18 protein-coding genes and 1 pseudogene are annotated in these 21,380 nt (G+C 69.3%); 2 read left to right on the forward strand and 17 right to left on the reverse strand.

The window, feature by feature from the left end; all coding sequences use genetic code 11:
- Position 1 precedes the first annotated feature (1 nt).
- The 13 genes from BDD16_RS22005 to BDD16_RS22065 form a co-directional block, all read right to left on the reverse strand.
- A complete protein-coding gene (locus BDD16_RS22005) occupies positions 2 to 436 on the reverse strand; it encodes an ExbD/TolR family protein (RefSeq protein ID WP_179635904.1) in 435 nt (144 codons plus the stop codon).
- A 1-nt stretch (position 437) separates the two neighbouring features.
- Positions 438 to 1,175, reverse strand: coding sequence for a MotA/TolQ/ExbB proton channel family protein (locus BDD16_RS22010; RefSeq protein WP_179635905.1), 738 nt, complete (start codon positions 1,173 to 1,175; stop codon positions 438 to 440).
- A gap of 30 nt (positions 1,176 to 1,205) precedes the next feature.
- Entirely contained in the window at positions 1,206 to 1,682 is a 477-nt protein-coding gene (locus BDD16_RS22015) for a copper chaperone PCu(A)C (RefSeq protein ID WP_179635906.1), read from the reverse strand.
- 61 nt (positions 1,683 to 1,743) lie between these two features.
- The gene (locus tag BDD16_RS22020; RefSeq protein ID WP_179635907.1) at positions 1,744 to 2,628 is read right to left on the reverse strand and encodes a DJ-1/PfpI family protein; all 885 of its coding nucleotides are present in this window, start codon (positions 2,626 to 2,628) and stop codon (positions 1,744 to 1,746) included.
- A 13-nt stretch (positions 2,629 to 2,641) separates the two neighbouring features.
- The gene (locus tag BDD16_RS22025; RefSeq protein WP_179635908.1) at positions 2,642 to 4,780 is read right to left on the reverse strand and encodes a TonB-dependent siderophore receptor; all 2,139 of its coding nucleotides are present in this window, start codon (positions 4,778 to 4,780) and stop codon (positions 2,642 to 2,644) included.
- Between the two features lie 42 nt (positions 4,781 to 4,822).
- Entirely contained in the window at positions 4,823 to 5,509 is a 687-nt protein-coding gene (locus BDD16_RS22030; protein ID WP_179635909.1) for a Crp/Fnr family transcriptional regulator, read from the reverse strand.
- Between the two features lie 42 nt (positions 5,510 to 5,551).
- Complete coding sequence (locus BDD16_RS22035) at positions 5,552 to 6,037, reverse strand: copper uptake system-associated protein (protein WP_218897912.1); 486 nt, start codon at positions 6,035 to 6,037, stop codon at positions 5,552 to 5,554.
- Between the two features lie 37 nt (positions 6,038 to 6,074).
- Positions 6,075 to 7,322, reverse strand: coding sequence for a hypothetical protein (locus BDD16_RS22040; RefSeq protein WP_179635910.1), 1,248 nt, complete (start codon positions 7,320 to 7,322; stop codon positions 6,075 to 6,077).
- A gap of 8 nt (positions 7,323 to 7,330) precedes the next feature.
- Positions 7,331 to 8,509: a methanobactin export MATE transporter MbnM gene (locus BDD16_RS22045; RefSeq protein ID WP_179635911.1), complete on the reverse strand. Its 1,179-nt coding sequence runs from the start codon at positions 8,507 to 8,509 to the stop codon at positions 7,331 to 7,333.
- Between the two features lie 19 nt (positions 8,510 to 8,528).
- Entirely contained in the window at positions 8,529 to 9,542 is a 1,014-nt protein-coding gene (locus BDD16_RS22050; RefSeq protein WP_179635912.1) for an MbnP family copper-binding protein, read from the reverse strand.
- A 55-nt stretch (positions 9,543 to 9,597) separates the two neighbouring features.
- The gene (locus BDD16_RS22055) at positions 9,598 to 9,864 is read right to left on the reverse strand and encodes a hypothetical protein (RefSeq protein WP_179635913.1); all 267 of its coding nucleotides are present in this window, start codon (positions 9,862 to 9,864) and stop codon (positions 9,598 to 9,600) included.
- A gap of 307 nt (positions 9,865 to 10,171) precedes the next feature.
- Positions 10,172 to 11,373 (reverse strand): IS3 family transposase gene (locus BDD16_RS22060; RefSeq protein WP_375139092.1). Its coding sequence is split into 2 segments (ribosomal slippage): positions 10,172 to 11,085 and positions 11,085 to 11,373, totalling 1,203 coding nucleotides; the frame shifts between segments, so codons are not numbered across the junction.
- Between the two features lie 66 nt (positions 11,374 to 11,439).
- Positions 11,440 to 11,829 (reverse strand): hypothetical protein, encoded by a 390-nt coding sequence (locus BDD16_RS22065; protein WP_179635914.1) that lies wholly within the window; start codon positions 11,827 to 11,829, stop codon positions 11,440 to 11,442.
- 132 nt (positions 11,830 to 11,961) lie between these two features.
- Here BDD16_RS22065 and BDD16_RS22070 point away from each other — a divergent pair, with 132 nt between their 5' ends.
- On the forward strand, positions 11,962 to 12,465 hold the full coding sequence (locus BDD16_RS22070; RefSeq protein ID WP_179635915.1) for a copper chaperone PCu(A)C: 504 nt from the start codon (positions 11,962 to 11,964) through the stop codon (positions 12,463 to 12,465).
- A 28-nt stretch (positions 12,466 to 12,493) separates the two neighbouring features.
- Here BDD16_RS22070 and BDD16_RS22075 read toward each other — a convergent pair whose 3' ends face one another.
- Positions 12,494 to 12,883 (reverse strand): DUF2946 family protein, encoded by a 390-nt coding sequence (locus tag BDD16_RS22075; protein WP_179635916.1) that lies wholly within the window; start codon positions 12,881 to 12,883, stop codon positions 12,494 to 12,496.
- A 31-nt stretch (positions 12,884 to 12,914) separates the two neighbouring features.
- Positions 12,915 to 14,177, reverse strand: a complete 1,263-nt coding sequence (gene coaBC, locus BDD16_RS22080; protein WP_179635917.1) for a bifunctional phosphopantothenoylcysteine decarboxylase/phosphopantothenate--cysteine ligase CoaBC — start codon at positions 14,175 to 14,177, stop codon at positions 12,915 to 12,917.
- Positions 14,178 to 14,269: 92 nt separating this feature from the next.
- Between coaBC and BDD16_RS22085 the strand changes: the two genes are divergently transcribed.
- Positions 14,270 to 16,495 carry a TonB-dependent receptor plug domain-containing protein gene (locus tag BDD16_RS22085; RefSeq protein WP_179635918.1) on the forward strand — a complete coding sequence of 742 codons (2,226 nt, stop codon included), beginning with the start codon at positions 14,270 to 14,272 and terminating at the stop codon, positions 16,493 to 16,495.
- A gap of 15 nt (positions 16,496 to 16,510) precedes the next feature.
- Here BDD16_RS22085 and BDD16_RS22090 read toward each other — a convergent pair whose 3' ends face one another.
- A complete protein-coding gene (locus tag BDD16_RS22090) occupies positions 16,511 to 17,932 on the reverse strand; it encodes a phenylacetate--CoA ligase family protein (protein ID WP_179635919.1) in 1,422 nt (473 codons plus the stop codon).
- 137 nt (positions 17,933 to 18,069) lie between these two features.
- A pseudogene (locus tag BDD16_RS22095) lies at positions 18,070 to 21,380 on the reverse strand (hypothetical protein); the annotation flags it as partial.

The following is a 21,380-nucleotide window of genomic DNA, read 5'->3' on the forward strand; positions in this document are numbered from 1 at the left end:
CTCAGTTCAGCGCTGGTGGCTCGGTGATGAACGACACCCGCGCGATGCCCGCCCGCTGACACGCCAGCACCACCCGTCCGACCGGTGCATACGCCGCCGAACGATCGCCACGGATGTGGACCTCGGGCTGCGGCGACTGCACCGAGACCGTCTTCAGCCGGTCCACGAGCGCCTCGGCGTTCGGCAGCGGGGTGTCGTGCCAGTAGACCACCCCCTGCGCATCGACCGAGAGCACGATGTTCTCCGGCTTGCTTTGCCGCGGGTTCAGTCGCTCCTGCGGCAGATCGACCTTGATCGACGTGGTCACGACCGGAATCGTGATCAGGAAGATGATCAGCAGCACCAGCATCACGTCGACCAGCGGCGTGGTGTTGATGGTGGCCATCACCTCGTCGTCGCCTGCGGGCGCGTCGAACGGGCCGGGCGGCAGTGCCATGTCAGCCCTTGGACGGCGAGGCGGGGGAAGACTTCGCCGACGCCTGCGCCAGCAGCACCGCATGCAGGTCTGCCGCGAAGCCGCGCACCTCGTCCATCACCGCCTTGTTGCGCCGCACCAGCCAGTTGTAGCCCAGCACCGCCGGCACCGCGACCGCCAGCCCGATGGCGGTCATGATCAGCGCCTCGCCCACCGGCCCGGCCACCTTGTCGATGCTGGCCTGCCCCGCGACACCGATGGCGGTGAGCGCGTGGTAGATGCCCCAGACGGTGCCGAACAGGCCGACGAACGGCGCCGTCGAGCCGACGGTGGCCAGGAACGCCAGGCCGTTCTGCAGCCGGCCCTGCACCCGCTCGATCGCGCGCTGGATCGACATCGTGATCCAGGTGTTCAGGTCGATCTGGCCGAGCAGGCCGGCGTGCTTGACAGAGGCGTCCGCACCCGCCTGGGCGATGAAGCGGAACGGGCTGCCGGTGGCGAGCGTGTCCACGCCCTGCGCGACACTGGCCGCCGTCCAGAACGCTTCGGTCGCCTTCGCCTGGGCCAGCATGCGCTGCTGCTCGATCCACTTGACGACCAGCAGATACCAGCTCCCGGCCGACATGACCACCAGGATCAGCAGGACGGTCCTGGCGACGAGGTCCGAGCCGCTCCAGAGGGCGGCCAGGCCGTAGGGGTTGCTTGCATCCACCGAATGCTCTCCAGAGTGCTGTACGAAACCGGCGGGACTATAGGTCATCCACCGGGTCCACCGGCCGGCCGGGTCCGGTCAATGCTGGTGCTGCTGCGCGGCCGGCATGGCGTTCAGCGCCCGGACCTCGGCGCTGACCTCCACCTGGATGCGCTTCTTGTCCTTGCCTTCGAGCACCAGCGTCAGCGGCACCTTGTCACCCGCGTTCAGCGGCTTGACCACGTCGATCAGCATGACGTGGTAGCCACCCGGCTTCAGCTCCAGCGTCTTGCCCGGGACGAGGTCCAGACCGGGCACCGCCTGCATCATCATGCGGTCCCCTTCCATGCGCATCTCGTGGATCTCGACGATCTTGGCCGCGCCGGACCTGGCCTCGACCAGCCGCACCGCCTCGGTGGTGCTCAGTTGCATGAACGCGCCAGTGGCCTTCTGGCTCGCCACGGTGCCGCGGACCCAGGGCTCCTTGACCGTCACCTGGGCATGGGCGGCCGTGGCGCTGGCCAGGGTCAGTGCTGCGCAGAACAGGGTGTTCAGGATCGAGCGGGGAAACTTCATGGGGAACTCCTTCAGGTAAAAATTCAGGCAGAAATCAAGGCAGACATTCGGGACATTCGGGTCAGCTGTTCAGGCGCTGCATGGCTCGCCGTGCGGTATGCCGCGCGTTCTCGACCATGCCCACGAACATGTCCTCCAGGAACTGGCGTGCCAAGGGAGGCGCCTTGTCGGGCGAGCCGGCGTTGAATGGTGGCGCCGGATCGTATTCGAGGTAGAGCTGGATCGCCTGTGCGTAGTCTTTCGACGTCACCAGCGCTGCGATCGTCAGCCCGAAGTCGATCCCCGCCGTCACGCCGCCCCCCGTGATGCGGTTGCGGTCGATCACCACCCGCTCCCGCACCGGGATGGCGCCGAGGTCTTTCAGCACGTCCACCGTGGACCAGTAGGACGTCGCCCGATAGCCTTTGAGCAGGCCGGCCGCGCCAAGGATGAGCGACCCCGTGCAGACGCTGGTGACGTACCGGGCGGTGCGCGCCTTGTCGGCCAGGAAACGCAGCACCTCCGGGTCTTCCATCACCGTGAAGGTGCCCGGCACGCCGCCCGGCACGAACAGCACGTCGAGGTCGCTCGGGCACTGGGCGAAAGTCGTCGTCGGCCGCACCGGGATGAGCGGCTGCGGATCCCGCTCGTTGCCCACCGGGTCCAGGTTCTTCCAGACCAGGTGGATCTCCTTGTTCATCAGCGACTCGAACACCGCCAGCGGTCCGACCAGGTCCTGCAGGAACATGCCGGGATAGACCAGCATGGCCACCTTGACCTTGGGGCCGCCGAGCAGCGCGGCGTACCGGTTCATCGCCTCCAGGTGGGCGGCCTCGGCGGTGTCCTTCGATGGCACGGGGGCCGCGGGTGGCGAAGCCGGCTCACCCGCGGCAGCAGCCTGGGTGGACAGGCTCGCCAGGGACCAGCCGGAAAACGACAACAAGTGCCAGAAACGTCGACGATCCATGGTCACTCCCGCTTCAGAAATCGAACTGGGCCGAGGCAGTCACGGTGCGGCCCTGTGCGGGCGTGACCTGTCCGCCACTGAAGTAGGCCGACGGCTTGTAGAACTGCCGGTCGAACAGGTTGCCGACCCCGACGCCGTAGCGGGCGCCCTCGGTGCGCCAGGACACCTGTGCGTCCCAGACCGTGGCCGCCGGGGTGAAGAAGCTGTTGACGTTGTCCCCGGCCAGCCGGCCGCGGTAGGTCATGCCCAGCCCCACACCGAAGCCGGACCACGCCCCTTCTGGCGCGTCATACCGCAGCGCCAGCCGGGCCGATTTCTGAGGCACGTTGAAGAGCCACTTGTCCACCAGCGCCGCGTTCGTGTCCTCGACGATGCGCGCCTGCTGCGACGTCAGCGCCGCCAGCCCCGTCCAGCCACGGGCAAAGCGCCAGCGCAGGTCGATGTCCACGCCCTTCGAGCGCTGCAGCCCGGTCTGGATCGACTTGCCGGGTTGCGTCGGATCGCCGACCGCGGCATTGCGGCGCGACAGGTCGAACACGGCGATCGTGGCGGACAGGCCGTGGAAGTCCTTGAGGCGCAGGCCCAGCTCCTTCTGCTGCCCCTCCTCCGGCTTGGGCGGCGTGCTGAAGACGGAAACCGTCGGCACCTTGATGCCCTCGGCGTAACCGGCGAACAGCGACACCTGCGGTGTCACGTCGTAGACCGCGCCGACGCGGGGCGTCGTGCGGTGGTTGCGGCTGACGTTGCTGACACCCCAGGCGGGGTTGATGTCGGTCACGTCAATGCGGCTGTGGCGCAGGCTGCCCAGCAGGTGCCAGTCCCCGATGTCCATCTGGTCCTGCAGGTAGACCACGCGGGACGTGTAGCGGTTCTGCTGATCAGGGGTGGCCGGCTCCAGCGGCTCGGACCAGACCGGATAGGCGGTCGGCCCGACCAGGCTGACGTTGTCCATCGCGATCGGCCCCATCAGGTTGGAGTAGATCATGAAGGCGTCGTCCTTCGTCCGCTCCAGGTCGAGGCCGGCGCTGAGCGTGTGCCGGACACCGTCATGCTCGATGCGGCCGGTCAGGCTCGGTGAAACCGAAGTCGTCTTGAACCGATCCCACATGCGGGCGCCGCAGAGGATGTTGGTGGCCGGTGTGGCCGTGCCGAAACCGAAGCAGCCCATCATCCCGGTGGGGTCCACGAGCCAGCTTCCGCGCTGGTCCACCTTCGCCTGCTGGTGCGCCAGGGTCAGGTCGAAGGTCCACGCGGGGGTCAGCCGCTGCATCCAGTGCAGGTGGATGCCCTGCGAAGTGTTGGTCGTGTCGGGCTGGTCGGTCGCGGCGACCATCGTGCGGCGCGGCAGCGTGTAGGTCGAGGTGTCGAGCGTGCCGTTGAGCGGCAGACCGCTGTAGTCGAGCGTGGTGTTGTCCAGGTAGCGCCCCTTCAGCACCACCTTGGTGTCGGCACTCGGCGTCCACGCGAGGCTGGGTGCCAGCGCGCGGCGGCGGAAGAACACCCGGTCCGTCTCGCTGTCGCGCTCGCTGGCTTCGCCCACCAGCCGGACCGCCCAGTCCGCGCCGAGCGGCTGGTTGACGTCGAAGCCGACACCGCGCTCGCGCTGCGACCCGAGCCGGAACTGGACACGGCGGCGCGCGGTCTGGTCGGGCTCGGCGGTGGTGATGGCGACGGTGCCGCCGAGGCTGCCGTAGCTGCCCAGGCCTTGGCTGCTGCCGAACAGGTCACCCGCCGGCCCCTTGACGATGTCGATGCGCTCGACGTTCACCAGGCTTTCCTGCGTCCCGAAGTAACCCGGCATCGCCACGCCGTCCACCACGGTCGCCGCCGTGAAGCCGCGGATCTTGAACGGCACGTTGTTGGCGTCGCGCTCGTCCACGTCGTTGACGTTGCTCGCGTTGCGCAGCACGTCGGTGAGCGTGCGGGCGCCCTGGTCCTCGATCAGGGACTTCGGCAGCACCACGATCGACTGCGGCACCTGCTCGACCGGGGTGTCGGTGCGGGTGGCCGACCGGGTGGCGGGAAGCACGTAGGGGCTGCGGTTGCCCGTCACCACTACCGTCGGCAGATCAGCGGCTGTTGCCTGCGTCTGGGCATGCGCGGGAAACACGAGCGTCGCCGCCAGTGCGACCGGTGTCAGTCGATGAATCATCATGGCTCCTCGGGGATCGTTGTCGTTTGACGTTTGAAAAGATCAGGCGGACCGTGCGCGGGCGACACCGACGCGGCTGCGGGTCATGCCGGGGGGCATCTCGCCCGCCCGCAGGCGCATCAGCGGGCCGATCTGCACAGAGCGTTGCGTATCGTCCTCACCGCTGGATGCGATGAGCCCGCTGCGGCGCAGGCTGGAGATGACCCGCGAGGCCGTCTCCGGCGCGGTGTCGGTCAGCGCGGCAATGTCGCTCAGGCGCGGCAGTTCGCAGCACATCGGTTCGTCCGGCGTGCGTTCGTGCTGCGCCAGCATCAGCAGCAACGCCCGGATCCGCTCGGACGCTGGCCCGAAGCGCAGCCGTGCCTGCTCCAGCGCGCGGCGGTGGCTGGCGACGAGTTGCCGGATCAGTGCGTTCTGGTGCATCGCCTCCGGGATCGCACCCAGCGGTGCGATGACCGTCTCGACGATCGCGCGCCCGAAGGTGCTCTGGGGCTGACCGATGAGTTGCTCGATGCCCAGCAGGTCTCCAGGCAGGGCCAGTTGCAGCGCGCTGTCGTCGCCAGCGGGCAGATCCAGGCGCATCGCCCCGGCCACGATCACGAAAGGCCACTGGAATCGCCCGGGGCGGAACACCAGTTCACCACGGCGAAACCGCTCTCGGTCAGCGCCGCACCAGGCCAGCAGGTCGTCTGTGCGGGAAGAAGGAGCAGGACGGGAGATCGCGATCATGTCGGAGATCCTCGGAAACAAGGTGGGATTCGGCGAGTCAGGTCAATGCGCCTTGTGCTGGGCGTGGCCATGGGCGGCATCGCTGGCGGGCGGGTGCTGACCATGGGCGTCCATGCGGACGATGCCGTCGAAGGTGGCGAACCTGGCGCGCTGCGCCGCGGGCAGCTTCGCTTCTGCCGCAGCCAGGTCGCGGGCCAGCGCCTGCGCATCCGCAGCGCTCAGGCCGGCGTCCTGAAGCGCCGGGGCGTGGCGGATGCCGTCGCCCGCACACAGCACGACGCGCCAGCTCCCGTCGCCGTTGCGCGCCATCAGCGCCCGGCCGCCGCGCTCACCCTGCGTCCAGCCCGCCACGGCGTGTGCGCCGCGCAGCACGATCGGCTCGACCTTCAGCCGCGCGTCGGGCTTGTCCCAGGTCTTCATCATCACGTGGCGGATGGCCTGGGTGTCGTCGGCCGCGTGGACGGCCACGGGGGCCAGCAAGGCGACGATCAGGGCGGCGGCGGGCATGAAGCGGTTCAGGTTCAGCATGGGAATCTCCGGAAACGACAAGGTGAAAAAGCGGGAATCAGGGTTGAAGAGAAGCCTGCGTGATCAGGCGCAGCCCGACCCAGCGCGAGGTGCGCTCGGCGCCCCGCTCCGCACCGGCCTCGGCGATCACGCGCCAGCCCTCGGACGGCTGCAGCGCGAGACTGCCCGCGAGCCGGTGCATCGGCTGGTTCGTGGCGAGGCCGGCGTCCTGGGCCACGCCCGTCGCGCCCGGCCCTTCCAGGCGGTGGCGGGCGACCAGCCGCTCGGCGCGCAGGCCGAGTTGCCAGCGCGCGTCCAGCGACCAGACCGCGTCGAGCCAACCGCCGGTGGTGCGGCCACGGTAGTCGGCCGACCCGCTCAGGGAATCCAGCGTGCCCCGCTCGTGCTGCGACAGGCCGGCCAGCGTCAGCACCAGCGGCAGGTCGTGCGGCGTCCAGCGCAGGCTCGCCCCGACCACCACGCTGCGCCCGTCAAAGCAGGTGACGCCGACCAGGCTGCGGGCGCAGTCCGGCTGCGAGTGGGTGTGTCCCGCCGTGGAACTCGCCGCGTAGGCGCCGCGCGACCGAGGCACCAGCCGCATCGCGAAGCCGTCGGCGGTCCATTCGCCCTGCCCCGCGCGCAGGTGCAGGCTCGGTGCCACGGCGGCGGCGGCCGAACCCGGAAACGCCTTCGCCCGCCACAGGCCGACACCCACCGTCTGCAGCCCGTCGTCTTGCCCGTCGCCGCGGCGCCAGCGCAGGTGAACACCGTCGTCGATCCAGTCGCCATCGGACACCGCGCGCCGGATCAGCGGCGTCTGCGCGTAGCGGTCGAGGTGGCCGGCCTCCGTCAACACGGTGCCCATTGGCACGGCCATGCGCCCCACCGACAGGCTGAGCGGGTCGTCCCCGAGCCGGTAGCGGGCTTCACCCGTCGCCGTCTCGACGTGCGCCGCGCCCTGCCCGTGCCAGCCAACCGCCAGCCGCGCACCGAGTTGCACGCCACCGGCCGTGTCGGCACGGAACGCACCGCCCAGCATGGCGTGCTCCACGTGCAGACCGCGCCGGTCATCCGCCGTCTGTCCGCTGCCGAGCACGCCCGACCAGCGTGGCATTGGCCAGGACTGGTTTGCCTTGATGGCGGACAGGGCCGCCGCCGCGTTCAGGCGCCAGCCGGCGGTACCGGGCAAAGCGTCTTCCTCGGCCTCGTGGGCGCGGACCAGGCCGCCGCTCAGCACGCCCGCCGCGATCAGCGCGGCCACCAGGGCACCACGCGGTCCACCCCGCAGGAATCGGTTGTTGCGCATCAGGGGCCTCACTGGAACGGGTCCGAAAAACGCGGATCGGTCAGCAGATCCTCGTCGGTGAGCGTCTTCAGAAAGGCCACCAGATCAGCCTTGTCCTGTGCGGTCAGGCTGATCGCGGCGACCAGATCGCTCTTGAAGGGGTTGTTTCGACCATCACCCGCGTGCGGCCCGCTGGTGATCACCCGCCCGCCCGCGGCGTAGAAATCGAGCACCTCTTCCAGCGTCGCGATGCTGCCGTCGTGCATGTAGGGCGCCGTCACCGCGACATTGCGCAGCGTCTGCGCGCGGAACTTGCCCATGTCCTCGGGCTTGCCGCTGAGTTCCAGGATGCCGCGGTTCGGGAACGGAAACCCGCCCTTGCCGTCGATGTCGTAGAGCCCCGTGTTGTGGAAGGGCGTGTCCACCAGCCGCAGGCCGAGGTGGCGCGTCTGGTCGTTGAAGTTGAAGCTGCCGTGGCAATGGAAGCACTCGGCCTTCTCGCCATTGAACAGGTTCAGGCCGCGGGTTTCCGCCGCCGTGAGCAGCAACTCGCCCCGCTGCGCGCGGTCGTAGCGGCTGTTGGCCGAGATGATCGAACGCTGGAACGCAGCGATCGACTTGATGATGTTGTCCCACGTGACGGGCTGCGCCTGGCCAGCGTAGACGCTGGCAAAGCGGGCGCTGTAGTCGGCGTCGGCGCTGATGCGGGCCAGCACCTCGGCCTGGTTGCGGTCATTGACGCCCATCTCGACCGGGTTGTCGCCGAACAGCGGGGCGAGCGCCTGACGCTCCAGGTCGGTGAGCGAGAAGTTGGCCCAGGTCAGCGTGGCGTTGTAGGCGACGTTGGCGAGCGGCTGGGCGTTGCGCGGGTGGGCTTCGCCGGTGGACCCAAGCGAGGTGGCCCGCCCGTCGGTGAAGGCGAGCGACTGCAGGTGGCAACTGACGCAAGCCTGGGTGCCGTTGCCCGACAGGCGCTTGTCGTGGAACAGGAATCGCCCCAGTTCGACCTTGGCGTCGCTCATCGGGTTGTCGTCCGGCACCACAGGCACCGGAAATCCGGCAGGCAGGCGCCAGGTCCAGGACGAGGTGCTCAGCCCCGTGTCGATGGCCTGCGTGCCACCCCCGCCACAGCCGAACAGGCTGGCCACGAGGACCAGTGTCAGCGTGGCGGGGAGCACGCAAGCCCTTTTCAGGCTTGCGAAGGTCATGGTGCAGTCGCTCCGCGGATCACTTGGCGATGGCGCGGAAGACGGTGCCGCCCGACTTGGCGCCGGTCAGTGCGGTGAACATCGCCGGGCACTGCGGATCGTCCGCGGCCGACATGCAGCCGGCAGCGGTGCCGGTGGTGTTCTGGGTCGCGTTGTTGCCGGCGAACAGCGCCTGCAGGTCCATCGTGACACGCTGGCTGGTCGGATTGAACGCCGCGATCGTCACCGGCACCTGGTTGTTCGCGCTGCAGGTGTAGCCGCCCGTGGCCGTGGCCGCCGCGTCCGCCACGCAGCCGGTGTTGCCCAGGTGGTAGACGAAGGCATTGGTGTTGGCAACGTTGGTGGTGACGCCGGCCGTGGTCGTCGTGGCCTGCGCGCCCGCGGCGGTGATGATCTGGACGCCGCCGGTGTAGGTGCCGGCCGTCGTGGCGTTCTCGGGGCTGAGTTCGATCTTCATGAACTTGCGGCCCGCCTGCCACGACCAGGCCATGCCCGGCACGCTGGCGTCGATCGGCTTGGGCGTGGTGGACAGCGCCGGGTTGACGTGGTTGAGCGATTCGGGCACGCCCAGCACGAAAGACACGCCGACATAGGTACCGCTGGCGACGTTGCCAGTGATCTTGGTATTGGTACCGCCCGTGGCACCGCCATTGGTGCAGGTGCCGTCCTCGAAGTCGATCAGTGCCACCGAGTCGGTGCCCGCATTGGCCTGCCAGGTGCTTTCGTCGAGCGTGACGGCCACGGCGGTGCCGTCCGCCTTCAGCAGCTTCACGTTCGAGACGTAGAAGCGCAGGTCGGTGAGCTTGGCATTGACGGCTGCACCGCCGCGTGTGGCGATGCCGTTGACCTGCGTGTCGGCGCACTTGCCGATGTTCAGCACCGAGCTGCCGATGGTGGCGGCGAAGTCGATGGACACGCTTTGCGTGGTGGCCGTCGGGGTGGTGGTCGTGGTGTCATCACCGCCGCCACAGGCGGTCAGTGCAGCAGCGGCCATCAGGGCGAGCGGGAAACGGGCAGAAGAAAAAACAGACATGGTCATCTCCAGGGGATCGGACAGGGGGGGGGTTGGACAAGGTGTCGAGCGCGACTCACCGCGCCCAGGGCGCGGGCAGGTCCTGGCTGGCAGAGCGCAGTTCGAGTTCATGGCGAGGCAATCGCGCCTCGATCGCCGGATCGACCGGACGTGGCGTGCCGAACAGCGCAGGGGATGGGCGTGAGGCGAAGCGTGTGGCCGTGCCGCTCAGCGGCAAGGTCGGCGCATCGGCCCAGCCGCCACCGATGTACAGCGCCAGTGCGTACAGGGCCACGACAGCCACCACGTGCGCGGCCACGAACAGCTTGACGTTCCGGATCATCGACGCACCTCGGGCGCGGCACATGTCCCGGGAGCAGGACAGGCCACCAGGGTCAGCGGGGACGGGGAGGCGATCGGTCGTGGCGAGGCACTGGACAGCATGTTGTGCATCCAGCACAGCCAAGCCAGGGTGGCGAGGAAGGCACCCACGTTCAGGTGCGTCATCCATCGCATCAGCGAGAAAACGGAAGGCATTGGAAAACCCGAGAGCAAGACGGTCAGGGCGACGGTCAGGGGACGGTCGGCGGACAGCGGAACAAGTCCGGCTGTACGCACGGCGACAGCACACCGCACGCCCACTGTCCTGGTCAAGTTATTTCGCACAGCCCGATAGGTTGTGTGATTGCCGATTGATGCTCGAAGGCATTGGGTGGCAAGTTGCCCAGTGTGGAGTGCAGACGCACGCTGTTGTAGAAGCTGACGATGTAGTCGGCGATGTCGCTCGTGGCCTCGGCATGGTTGGCGTAATCGCGCTGCCAGACGCGCTCCATCTTGAGGTTCAGGAAGAAGCGCTCCATCACCGCGTTGTCCCAGCAGTTGCCCTTGCGGCTCATGCTGCCGACCAGGCCGTGTCTGGCCAGCAGCGCCTGATGCGCCGCGCTGGCGTACTGGCTGCCGCGATCCGTGTGGACGATCAAGCCCGGCGCAGGTTGGCGCTGCACGATGGCCAGTTGCAACGCCCGGCACACCAGCCCGGCCTGCATGTCCGGGGCCATCGCCCAGCCCACCACCTTGCGCGCAAACAAGTCCAGCACCACCGCCAGATACAGCCAGCCGCTGCGCGTGCGGATGTAGGTGATGTCGGCGACCCAGGCCTGATCGGGCCGCGTCGGGTTGAACTGTCGGGCCAGCACATTGGGCGAGATCGGCAGCGCGTGTTTGCTGTCGGTCGTGTGCACGAACTTGCGCTTCCACGTCGAGCGCAGACCATGCTGGCACATCAAACGGCGCACGCGGTAGATCCCCATGACGATGCCACGCGAGGCCACCGCCGTGCGCAGCCGTCGGCTGCCGTACGCCCCGCCGCTGGCCGCAAATGCCGCCTTCAGTTGCACGCTGGCCTCGCACACCGCCGGCTGCATTCGGCTGCGCCTGCGGGCCGCGTAGTAGCCCGAGCGGCTGATGCCCAGCACCCGGCAAACCTGCTCCACCACCGCGGCCTTCTCTTGCAGTTGCCCGACGAGCTTGAAGCTCATCGCAGTTCCCGGGCAAAGAAGGCCGATGCTTTTTTTAAAACTTCTACGTCGCCCCGGAGTTGCTTGTTCTCGGCTTCGAGCTGGCGGATGCGCTGGTGCTCCGCCGTCAACGGCTTGCCGATGCCAGGCTGCCCCAGCTGTTCCGCATCGGCCTGTGCCAGCCAGCGCCGCACCGCCGTCTCGCCCAGCTTCATGTCCCGGCAGACCTCGCCAATGCCCAGGCCCTGCGACCGGATCATCTGCACGATCTGCAGCTTGAAGCTCGCGTCAAAGACTCTTCGTTTCGTGTTCGTCACGTTCGTTGTCCAGGTGATTTCCACCTATCGGTGTGTGCGAAATCATTAGACCAGGACACACAGAGGGGGGCGGTGCTGCGGTTCTCAGGCCGTCCGCGGCGGGGCTCGGGGGGGGATCGGGGGGCCGGCAGGCGCGGGTTGCGGTGCCTGCAAGGGCTCGATGACCGGACGCAGGCGCAGCACCGGCCGATCAAAGTCGGCCCGGCGATCAGGTGCCGGCCACTCGGCCAGCAGCACCGGGCTCAGACAGGCCGCGCAGTGTGCGCCACCCATGACATCGCCCGCCAGAGGCTGTTCGTCGCTGTCAATGGGTGCACTCGCCACATTGACCGAACAGACCTCGGCCAGCATCGCCGCGCGCACCGGGTCGGCCGCAGCGATCAACCGCGACAACGTCGGCAGACACGCCGCGACCAGGAGCAGCCAGCAGGCCATCCGGGTCAGTCGTGCCAGTGAGCGTCGAAGCGCGGTCATTCGAGAATTGTCCAACTACTCAAGAAAAAATAACAACATATATTGAACTTTGCTGAATATATTGACTATTAAACAACAAAAGACAACACTTGAACGATCATGCCGCCACCCATCCTCAACCGGACTCCACCGATGAAGACGTTTTTCAAGCCCTCGCGCCGCCAGCTCCTGACGACCGCCCTGGCGTTGGCCCTCACGCTGCCCTGCGCCGTGGTGGCCCATGACTTCAAAGCGGGCGACATCGTCATCGACCACCCCTATGCCACGCCCTCGTTGCCAGGCACCCGCACCGGCGCTGTCTACTTCCGGGGACTGCGCAACACCGGGCGCAGCGCCGACAGCCTGGTCAGTGCGCGCACGGCTGCAGCAGGTTCGGTCGAGATCCACCGGATGGTCATGGACGGCGAGGTCATGCGCATGGGGGCGCTGGACAAGCTGGCCTTGCCGGCGGGCAGCGAGCTGCCGTTTCGACATGGGGGGCAGTACCACCTGATGCTGCTGGACCTGACGTCACCGCTGGTGGTGGGGGACCGCTTCCAGCTGACGCTGCGCTTCGAGCGCGGCGGCGAGCGAGAGGTCACCGTCTGGGTGCAGCAGCCCCGGCAAGCAGCACGCGACAGCGGCCACCAGCACTGACCATCGACCGCCTCGGCAGCGGGCCAGATCAGGCGTGCGCGGGAGGGGCGCGAGGCGGCGCCGAGCGCCAGACCGGGGCCGGTCCGGGCAGGTACAGCGGCTCCATGGCGGGCCGCAGGTGTTGCGCAGCGGGCGCATGGTCGGCCCGGCGATCGGACTCGGGCCAGGCGAAGGCCACGGCCGCGGACAGGCACAGCGGGCAATGGGCGCCGTCCCCGGTGAATTCCGGATCAGGCACCTCCGACGCGGGGGCTGCCACCGACGCCATGCCGACCGAGCAGATCTCGGCCAGCACCGCCGCCCGTGCAGGATCGCCCGCGCCCAGCAGGCGCGACACCGTCGGAGCGGCGGCCACCATCAGGACGGCCAGCAAGGCCATCCAGACCAGGCGCATCAGGGAACGGCGACCGAGGGACATCACGAGACTGTACCGGGACGCTCCCCTGAATTCAATCGCGGACCGGCAGGCGCCGCGCGATGTCCTGCATGAGCGCACGGGCCAGTTCCTGCTTGTCGCAGCGGCTGCCGTCCTCGGGCAGCGCGCGGGCGCCGTCGGCATCGACCAGCAGCAGCGCGTTGTCGTCGCGGCCGAAGGTGGCCGGGCCGAGGTTGCCGACAATCAGCGGCACCCGCTTGCGCAGCAGCTTCTCGCGGGCGTGGTGTTCGAGCTTCTCGCTCTCGGCGGCGAAACCGACGCAGTAGGGCCGGTCCGGCAAGGCGGCCACGGCGGCGAGGATGTCGGGGTTCTCGCTGAGCTCGAAGGTCGGCGCGATCTTCTTGCCGTCCTTCTTGATCTTGTGCGCGGACAGGCTGGCCGGGCGCCAGTCGGCCACCGCGGCGGTGGCGATGAAGAGGTCGTGCAGCGGCGCGGCCGGCAGCACGGCGTCGTGCATCTGCTGCGCCGAGCGCACGTCGATGCGGCGCACGCCACGCGGCGTGTCCAGGTGCACCGGGCCGGCGACCAGCGTCACGTCGGCACCGGCCTCGCGGGCGGCGCGGGCCAGCGAGAAGCCCATCTTGCCGCTCGACAGGTTGGTGATGCCGCGCACCGGGTCGATCGCCTCGAAGGTCGGGCCGGCCGTGATCAGCACCCGCTTGCCCGCCAGCGGCTTGGGCGAGAGCGCGGCGATCAGGTCCTCGACGATCGCGGCGGCCTCGATCATCCGGCCATCGCCGATCTCGCCGCAGGCCTGCGCGCCCGCGTCCACGCCCAGCACCAGCGCGCCGTCGGCCTGCACCTGCGCCACATTGCGCTGCGTGGCGGGGTGCGACCACATCTCGCGGTTCATCGCGGGCGCCAGGATCAGCGGCACCGGGCGCGCATCGGCCGCACCGCTGGCCAGCGGACGCGCCAGACAGGTCAGGCTCAGCAGGTCGTCGGCTCGTCCCTGCGCCAGGCGGGCGATGAAGTCGGCGCTGGCCGGGGCGATGACCACGGCATCGGCGCCGCGGGTCAGGTTGATGTGGGGCATGCCGTTGGGTTCGCGGGCGTCCCAGGTGTCGGTGGTGACGGGGTGGCCGGACAGGGCCTGCAGCGTCTCGGTGGTGATGAAGCGCTGCGCGCCGTCGGTCATGGCCACATGCACCTCGGCGCCGGCCTTGACCAGCAAGCGCAGCAGCTCGGCACTCTTGTAGCAGGCGATGCCGCCAGTGAGGCCCAGCACGAGGCGGCGGCCGGCGAGATCGGGGCGGGAACGCGTGGTTTCAGTCATGGGCGGGGAGTCTAAACGGCCCTTTCGCACACCGTGTCCGGGTTCGACCCTGCGCCCCATCCGGGTGCAGCAACGGCGAGACAATGCCCGCCATGCGCACCCACACCGCCCTGACCCTGCCCTTCCCGATGCTGCTGCTGGCCAGCGTCGTCCAAGCCCAGACCGCCACACCGCCGGCCGAGCCGCCATCGACGGTGCCGGCCACGACGCTGGAGCGGGTCGAGATCCGCCGCACGGCACCGTCCGACACGGTGCAGCGCCAGCAGTCCACGGCCGCGAAGACGGTGGTCGGCCGCGAGGAGATCGAGCGCATGGGCGATGCCTCCGTCGCCGACGTGCTCAAGCGCCTGCCGGGCGTGACGCTGGGCGGCGGCCGGCCCGGCCGCGGTGGCGATGTCCGCCTGCGCGGGCTGGGCAGCGGCTACACGCAGATCCTGCTCAACGGCGAGCGCATGCCCTACGGCATGTCGCTGGACACCCTCACGCCGGACCAGGTCGAGCGCATCGAGATCACCCGCGGCCCCAGCGCCGAAACCGGCGCGCAGGCCATCGCCGGCACGATCAACATCGTGCTGCGCGAATCGGTGCGCCAGCGGCTGAACAACGTCCACCTGCGCCTGGGCCACGACGACGGCCGGTGGTCGCCGAACCTGAGCTGGACGCGCGCCGACCAGATCGACACCTTCAGCTACAACCTCGCGGCCAATCTGCACGACGGCCGTGACCGCGACCACACCGAAGCCCGCACGGAGGAAACCCGCCTGGCCGACGGCACCACGCTGCGGGACGAGCGGCGCACCACGGACGAGGTCTCGCGTCGCCAGGCCCTCCACGCCGGCGGACGCATGCAGTGGCGCCTCGGCGCGGGCGAGACCTTCGCGCTGATGCCGTTTGTCATCCTGTCCGAGTCGAGCAGCCAGAGCGTGCAGACCCTGCAATCGCTGACCCCGACCGCCGTCCCGGACTACGCCACCGCGGACCAGGCGGGCACCGGCCGCTTCGCCCTCGGCCGACTCAACGCACAGTGGCAGACGCGGCTCGACAGCGGCCTGCGCCTGGAGCTGAAAGCCGGCGGCAGCCTGAGCCGCTCTGCAGGCGACAGCGTGCGCACCGAACGCGATGGCAGCGACACGGCCCTGCGCCGCCTCGATGACGACCGGACCGGCAAAGACCGCGGCCTGAGCACGGGCGGCAAGCTCAGCCGCACCGCGGACGACGGCGCACACCTGCTCTCGCTGGGCTGGGAAGCCGAACACAACCAGCGCGAGGAAACCCGCACCACGCTGGAAACCAGCGCCACCGGCATGCGCGCGCTCAACGGCGAGGTCGGCGACACGCTGCAGGCGCGCACGCTGCGCACCGCGCTGTGGGCACAGGACGAGTGGACGGTGACGCCGCAGTGGTCGTTGCAGGGCGGCCTGCGCTGGGAGGCACTCGACACGACCAGCGACGCCGCCGACGGCCGCCTCGGCAGCCGCAGCAGCGTGCTGACCCCGCTGTTCCACGCCGCCTGGAAGCCGGTCGAAGGGGGCAAGGACCAGGTGCGCCTGAGCCTGACCCGCAGCTACCGCGCCCCGACCCTCGCCAACCTGATCGCCCGCCGCAGCGAAGCCACCGGCACCAACCTCGAGACCAACCCCGACCGCGCGGGCAATCCGCAGCTCCGGCCCGAGCTGGCCACCGGGCTGGACCTGGCGTTCGAGCATTACCTGCCGGCTGGCGGCGTGCTGAGCATCGGCGTGTTCGAGCGCCGCATCGACCAGCTCATCCGCTCACGGACCACGCTGGAAACGGTCGACGGCGTGTCGCGCTGGGTGTCGCGCCCGCAGAACATCGGCGACGCGGTGACCCGCGGGGTCGAGCTGGAGGCCAAGTTCCGCTTGAGCGAGGTGGTGGCCGAGGACGCGCCGCCGCTGGAGGTGCGCGCCAACCTGAGCGCCTTTCGCTCGCGCGTGACCAGCGTCAGCGGTCCGGACAACCGCCTCGACAAGCAGCCCGACTGGAGCGCCAACCTCGGCGGCGACTGGCGGGTCCGCGGCCTGCCGCTGGTGCTGGGGGCGAGTCTCAACTTCACGCCCGGGTACACGATCCAGCTCAGCGACAGCCAGCGCAACACGGTGGACACCCGCCGCGTGATCGACGCCTACGCGCTGTGGACCTTCTCGCCCGCGCTGCAGCTGCGCCTCTCGGCCAGCAACCTGCAGCCGCTGGACAACGTCAGCAGTGCCACCGTCACCACCGCAGACACCCGCCAGGTGGCGACGACCAGCAACCCTGGAACCACCGCGTGGGCGCTGCGGCTGGAGATGAAGCTCTGACGCCGCGGGGGCCGTTCAGAGTTCGCTGACGACCTGGCGGAGCTTGCCGCTGCGCGGGTCGATCACCGGCGCCTCGTCGCTGGTGCTCAGGCGCACCGACAGGCCTTGCGCGACGAAGTAGCGGCGCAGGGCTTCCAGCGATGCGGCGCGCAGCGCGGCAGGGTCGGCGCACAGGCTCACGTCCAGGCGCAACTCCAGTGCATCGGGGGCGGTCTGGCGGAGCTGGAAGCGGTGCACGTCCGCCCCCTCCTCCAGCGCCGTGGTCACCGCCATCGGCGACAGGTGGACCACGTCTCCAGCGGCGTTCGGAAACTGCAGCGTGTCGTCGCAGCGACCTTCGACGGTGAAGGACGGCCGGTGGTTGCCGCACGCACAGTCGTCCGGGTGCATCGTCACGCTGTCGCCGAGGCGGTAGCGGATCAGCGGCTGCACGCGGTTCGCCAGATTGGTCAGCAGCACCGAGTGCGATGCGGTGCCGACCGGAACAGGCCGGTCCTGCGCATCCACCGGCTCCATCAGCACCCAGTCGTCGTTCAGGTGCAGGCGGCCATGCGGGCATTCGAAGGCGATGGCCAGGCACTCGGAGGCGCCGTAGTCATTGACCACCGGGGCACCGAACACCGACTCGATCCAGTCGCGTGTGCTGGCGGCCAGTCCCTCGCCACCGGACCAGAGCGCCAGGGGCATCAGCCGCAGCCGCCCCGCCTCCTGCTGCCGCGCCAGCTCGACCAGCATGCTCGGGTAGCTGGCGATGAAGGCCGGGCGCCAGGCCTGCAGTTCGCTGCACAGCTGCTCGATCGGCGCGGTCACGGAAAACGCCCGCGACTCGCTGCCCGCCACCGGGTTGAAGCGGCACTGGCGGGACCAGAAGGACACGCCGGCATAGTGCCCATCGAGTGCGGCCACCAGCGCGCTGCGCGGCCGCAGACCCCACGGACCCATCGCGCCGGTCGCCGCCAGGGCCCACCAGCGGTGGGTGGCAAAACGCCGGTCCATGCGGCTTTCGAGCATCGTCGAGTACACCGCGAGTGCCGCGCTGTCCTGGATGAAGATGCCCGGCTCGCCGCTGGTGCCCGAGCTGGTCCACACCGCGTAGCGGCGCAGGAAGTCCGTGCCGATCCGGCTCCGGTCGGCCAGAAAGGCCTCCACCCCCTCGCGCGTGATCGCCGGATCGGTCACCCAGTCGCCGAAGTGCCGCATGAGCTGCGACTTCGTGACCGGCGGCAGATCGGTCCACGACGCGGTCGTGACCCGGCCCGTGGCGCCGTGGTGCTGGCGGTAGAACGCGCTGTGGGCGTGGGCATGGTCGAGCAGCGACTGGCATCGCTGTTCGACCAGACTGGGTTCGGCGGCCCGTGCGCCCGCGCCAACCCAGGATTTGGGGGTGGTCCAGGGGGCGATCCAGCCCGCCCAGGGTTCGTCTTGCTGCAATGCCATGCTTGTCTCCTCCACCCGGGTCAGGTCGACCCGGGCCGTCATCGTCGCGCCATCATGGACGCGGCGGCTGACAGGGATCAGACAATCCGGCGTAACAGCCACCAGAACCGGCGTGACCCGCCCTTCTGGCTGGATCGTCAGGACCAGGTGCTGGTGATGAGGGGCACCAGCGCGGCACGGTAGGCCTCCGGCAGCGTGGTGGTGCCACCGGACGGCGCGTCGAATGCCGCCATCGCGCTGATGAGCGTGTCCACCTGCGTGTTCAGCAGCACGTGCCCGTCCGCGGTGCGGAACTGCTCGACCTGGCTGGCCGGGCCGGTGTCCCAGTCCATCACGTAGACCCGGTCCCAGCTGCCGATGACGCTGACTTCGAGGAAGCCGTCCAGCCGCTGGAACCAGAGCTGGTCGATGGCAATGTCGGGCCCGAACTCGATGACGTCCTGGTTGCCAGCGGTCTCGTCGTAGTCCCAGATGACATCCAGGCTGGCACCGCGACCAACCCGGTAGACGTCGTTGCCCGTGCCGCCGGCCATCGAATCCGCACCGCTGCCGCCGATGATGGTGTCGTCGCCGGCCGATCCGAAGACCACGTCGGTGCCGCCGCTGCCGTCGATGACGACACGGCTGCCGAGGATGCTGGTGCCACTGAAGTCCAGCACGTCGTCCGACCAGGAGCCGACGATGCGGGTCTGTCCGACCACGTCCCGGGTGTCGATCACCTCGATGCCGCTGGACACGTCGAAATTGAGCAGGCCGATGTCCACGTCGCCAGCCCCCTGGGCGTGGAGGGTGTCGATGCCGGTGGTGCCGGTGTCCTGGTAGGTGTCGAAGCCCTGGAAGGAGCGCCAGCCTTCGGCCTGGTTGCCGGTCACCTGGTAGGTGTCACTGCCCTCGAAACCGTCGAGGCGGTCGTCGCCGCCACCACCGACGATCTGGTCCGCGGCTGCGCTGCCGACGAGGGTGTCGCTGCCCCAGGCGCCGTCGATGAGCAGGTTGCTGCCCGTCAGCGTGGTGGTGCTGAAGTCGAACAACGTGGCATCGTCGCCGCCCAGCAGACGCACGGTGCCGGTCGCACCCGTGGCGTCGATGGTCTCGACACCCGTGTTCTGCCAGCCCGCCAGGCCGATGTCCACCGCCCCGCCCAGGGCGACCAGCCGGTCGATGCCCGTGGTGCCGGTGTCGCTGTAGGTGTCGTAGCCCTGGAAACTGCTCCAGCCGCCCGCGACGTTGCCGGTGACGCGGAAGGTGTCGCCCTCCTCGGCACCGTCGACCAGATCGTCGTTGCCGGCACCGATGATGGTGTCGGCACCGGCGCTGCCGAAGATGGTGTCATTGCTGTAGCCGCCATCGATGACGAGATTGGCTCCGACCAGCGTCGTGGTGCGGAAGTCCATCACATCGGCCTCGTCGCGCCCCAGCAGGCGCACCAGGCCGGTGGCCCCGGTGGCGTCCACCACCTCGATCCCGGTGTTCTGCCAGCCAGCCACTCCGATGTCCACGTCGCCCGTGCCCAGCGCCACGATCTTGTCCGTGCCCGTGGTGCCGGTGTCGGCGTAGAGGTCGAAGTGGTGGAAGCTGTTCCAGCCCGCGGCCCGGTTGCCCGTCACGCGGTAGGTGTCGCTGCCGTTCTGGCCGTCGAGCAGGTCGGCGTCCGCGCCGCCGAGGATCACGTCATTGCCCGCGCTGCCCTTGATGGTGTCGCTGCCGTAGGCCCCGTCGATGAGGATGTTGCTGCCGACAAACGTCGTCGTGCTGAAGTCCAGCAGGTTGGCGCTGTCGTTGGCCCAGAGACGCACCCGTCCGGCAGCCCCCGTGCCATCGACCACCTCGATGCCGGTGCCCTGCCAGTCGTGCACCCCGATGTCGACATCACCGGCGCCGAGGGCCATGACCGTGTCGGTGCCGCTGGTGCCGCTGTCCTTGTAGGTGTCCCGGCCGTGGAACGTGGCCGCGGCATTGCCGGTGACGCGGTAGGTGTCGCTGCCACCGGCGCCGTCCAGGAGGTCCTCGCCGTGGTTGCTCACCAGCGTGTCGTTGCCGGCGCTGCCGTAGACGGTGTCGTTGCCGTTCGAGGCGTCGATCACCAGGCGCGTGCCCGTCAGCGTCACCGTGCGGAAGTCCAGCGTCGAGGCGCTGTTGTCGCCCAGCAGCCGAACGTTGCCGGTGGCCCCGCTCGCGTCGATCGCCTCGATCCCGCTGGTCGCGCCGAAGCTGCCCAGCAGCCCGATGTCCACATCCCCCGTGCCCAGCGCCACGATCTTGTCCGTGCCGGCCGTCCCGCTGTCCTTGTACGTGTCGTAGCCGTGGAAGCCGGTCGTCGTGTTGCCCGTGACGCGGTAGGTGTCGCTGCCACCGGCACCGTCCACCGTGTCCTCGCCGTTGTGGCTCACCAGCGTGTCGGCTCCGGCGCTGCCGTAGACCACGTCGTTGCCGTTGCCCGCGTCGATCACCAGGCGCGTGCCCGTCAGCGTCACCGTGCGGAAGTCCAGCGTCTGCGCACCGCTGTCGCCCAGCAGCCGAACGTTGCCGGTGGCCCCGCTCGCGTCGATCACCTCGATCCCGCCGGTCGCGCCGAAGTTGCCCTTGAACCCGATGTCCACGTCCCCCGTGCCCAGCGCCACGATCTTGTCCGTGCCGGCCGTGCCCGTGTCCGCGTAGGTGTCGTAGCCCTGGAAGCCGGTCGTCGTGTTGCCCGTGATGCGGAAGGTGTCACTGCCACCCGCACCGTCCACCGTGTCGTCCCCCCAGCCGCTGACGATCACGTTGTCCTGCGCGCTGCCGTACAGCACGTCGTGCCCGTACGCACCGTCGATGACGATGTTCGACCCCGTCAGCGTGACGGTGCGGAAGTCCAGCGTCGAGTTGCCTCCGTCGCCCAGCAGCCGCACCGTCCCGGTCGCCCCCGTCGCGTCGATCGCCTCGATCCCGCCGGTCGCGCCGAAGTTGCCCTTGAACCCGATGTCCACGTTGCCCGTGCCCAGCGCAGCGATCTTGTCCGTGCCGCTCGTGCCCGTGTCCTGGTACGTGTCGTAGCTGTGGAAGCTCGCCCAGCCGCCCGCTTCGTTGCCCGTGACCCGGTAGGTGTCGCCACCCGCGCCACCGTCCAGCACGTCGTCGCCGCTGCCGGCCACGATCGTGTCCGCCCCCGCGCTGCCGTACACCGTGTCGTTGCCATACGCCGCGTCGATCACCAGGTTGCTGCCCGTCAGCGTCGCCGTGCGGAAGTCCAGCAGGTTCGCGTCCCCCGTGTCCAGCAGCCGCACCGCGCCCGTCGTGCCCGTCGCGTCGACCTGCTCGATGCCGGTTGCGCTCCAGCCCTTGATGCCGATGTCCACTGCCAGCGTCGCGCCCGTCACCACGATCTTGTCCGTGCCCGTCGTGCCACTGTCCTTGAACGTGTCGTAGCCGTGGAAGCCGGTGGTCGTGTTGCCACTGACGCGGTAGATGT

It is taken from the genome of Sphaerotilus montanus, assembly GCF_013410775.1.
GTDB lineage: Bacteria > Pseudomonadota > Gammaproteobacteria > Burkholderiales > Burkholderiaceae_C > Sphaerotilus > Sphaerotilus montanus.

Excerpts from the sequence above, each read along its gene's own strand:
- BDD16_RS22005 (WP_179635904.1), bottom strand. The coding sequence starts at position 436 with ATGGCACTGCCGCCCGGCCCGTTCGACGCGCCCGCAGGCGACGACGAG.
- BDD16_RS22035 (WP_218897912.1), bottom strand. The coding sequence starts at position 6,037 with ATGCTGAACCTGAACCGCTTCATGCCCGCCGCCGCCCTGATCGTCGCC.
- BDD16_RS22090 (WP_179635919.1), bottom strand. The coding sequence starts at position 17,932 with ATGGCATTGCAGCAAGACGAACCCTGGGCGGGCTGGATCGCCCCCTGG.
- coaBC (WP_179635917.1), bottom strand. The coding sequence starts at position 14,177 with ATGACTGAAACCACGCGTTCCCGCCCCGATCTCGCCGGCCGCCGCCTC.
- BDD16_RS22050 (WP_179635912.1), bottom strand. The coding sequence starts at position 9,542 with ATGTCTGTTTTTTCTTCTGCCCGTTTCCCGCTCGCCCTGATGGCCGCT.
- BDD16_RS22070 (WP_179635915.1), top strand. The coding sequence starts at position 11,962 with ATGAAGACGTTTTTCAAGCCCTCGCGCCGCCAGCTCCTGACGACCGCC.
- BDD16_RS22030 (WP_179635909.1), bottom strand. The coding sequence starts at position 5,509 with ATGATCGCGATCTCCCGTCCTGCTCCTTCTTCCCGCACAGACGACCTG.
- BDD16_RS22075 (WP_179635916.1), bottom strand. The coding sequence starts at position 12,883 with ATGTCCCTCGGTCGCCGTTCCCTGATGCGCCTGGTCTGGATGGCCTTG.
- BDD16_RS22055 (WP_179635913.1), bottom strand. The coding sequence starts at position 9,864 with ATGATCCGGAACGTCAAGCTGTTCGTGGCCGCGCACGTGGTGGCTGTC.
- BDD16_RS22045 (WP_179635911.1), bottom strand. The coding sequence starts at position 8,509 with ATGACCTTCGCAAGCCTGAAAAGGGCTTGCGTGCTCCCCGCCACGCTG.
- BDD16_RS22010 (WP_179635905.1), bottom strand. The coding sequence starts at position 1,175 with ATGACCTATAGTCCCGCCGGTTTCGTACAGCACTCTGGAGAGCATTCG.
- BDD16_RS22015 (WP_179635906.1), bottom strand. The coding sequence starts at position 1,682 with ATGAAGTTTCCCCGCTCGATCCTGAACACCCTGTTCTGCGCAGCACTG.
- BDD16_RS22025 (WP_179635908.1), bottom strand. The coding sequence starts at position 4,780 with ATGATTCATCGACTGACACCGGTCGCACTGGCGGCGACGCTCGTGTTT.
- BDD16_RS22085 (WP_179635918.1), top strand. The coding sequence starts at position 14,270 with ATGCGCACCCACACCGCCCTGACCCTGCCCTTCCCGATGCTGCTGCTG.
- BDD16_RS22065 (WP_179635914.1), bottom strand. The coding sequence starts at position 11,829 with ATGACCGCGCTTCGACGCTCACTGGCACGACTGACCCGGATGGCCTGC.
- BDD16_RS22020 (WP_179635907.1), bottom strand. The coding sequence starts at position 2,628 with ATGGATCGTCGACGTTTCTGGCACTTGTTGTCGTTTTCCGGCTGGTCC.
- BDD16_RS22040 (WP_179635910.1), bottom strand. The coding sequence starts at position 7,322 with ATGCGCAACAACCGATTCCTGCGGGGTGGACCGCGTGGTGCCCTGGTG.